The sequence below is a fragment of the Mesorhizobium sp. M7A.F.Ca.CA.002.15.2.1 genome (genome assembly GCF_003998715.1).
Taxonomy (GTDB): Bacteria; Pseudomonadota; Alphaproteobacteria; order Rhizobiales; family Rhizobiaceae; genus Mesorhizobium; species Mesorhizobium ciceri.
In genome coordinates this window covers 1-567 of sequence record NZ_RZPI01001226.1, presented here as the reverse complement: position 1 = coordinate 567, position 567 = coordinate 1, and the positions used below count along the sequence as shown (strand labels likewise).

1 protein-coding gene is annotated in these 567 nt (G+C 66.5%); it reads left to right on the top strand.

Translation table 11 applies throughout. The annotated features are described in order from the left end of the window. A partial coding sequence (locus tag ENZ74_RS33795) for a YbfB/YjiJ family MFS transporter (protein WP_127313380.1) occupies positions 1-567 on the top strand: 567 nt, incomplete at both ends.

Here is a 567-nt window from a genome sequence, read left to right as displayed (position 1 = left end):
CGCCAGTACGGTCCTTGCCGCGCTGATGGGGCTGACCGAAGCGATGACGGCCTTTCTCGCTATCCGCTTTCTGGCCGGTCTGGCCAGCGCCTTCGTCATGGTGTTCATGGCCAGCACCGTTTTCAGCCACATCGCGGCTGCCGGTCGCAACGACCTGCAGGCCTGGCATTTCGGCGGCGTCGGGCTCGGCATAGCGGCATCGGCGGCGATGATGGCGGTGCTGGTCGCCGAGCATTCGGGCTGGGCTGCAGGCTGGCTGTGGTCGGCGGCGATTTCGGCCTGTGGTTTCGTCCTCGTTGCGCTGTTGGCCAATGAGGGTCCGCTCGGCAACGGCGAAGCCACCCGCGAGCCGGCACTGCGGATGGACCGGTCGTTGGTCAAGGTCATCGTCGCCTACGGCCTGTTCGGCTTTGGCTATGTGGTGACGGCGACATTCCTGGTCGCCATCGTCCGGCAAGGCGGCGGCAGCCGCGTCTTCGAGGCCATGGTGTGGATGGTCGCCGGTCTTGCGGGCTTTCCCTCAGTCTGGCTCTGGCAGAAGATCGCGGCCCGGACCGGCCTTTATGC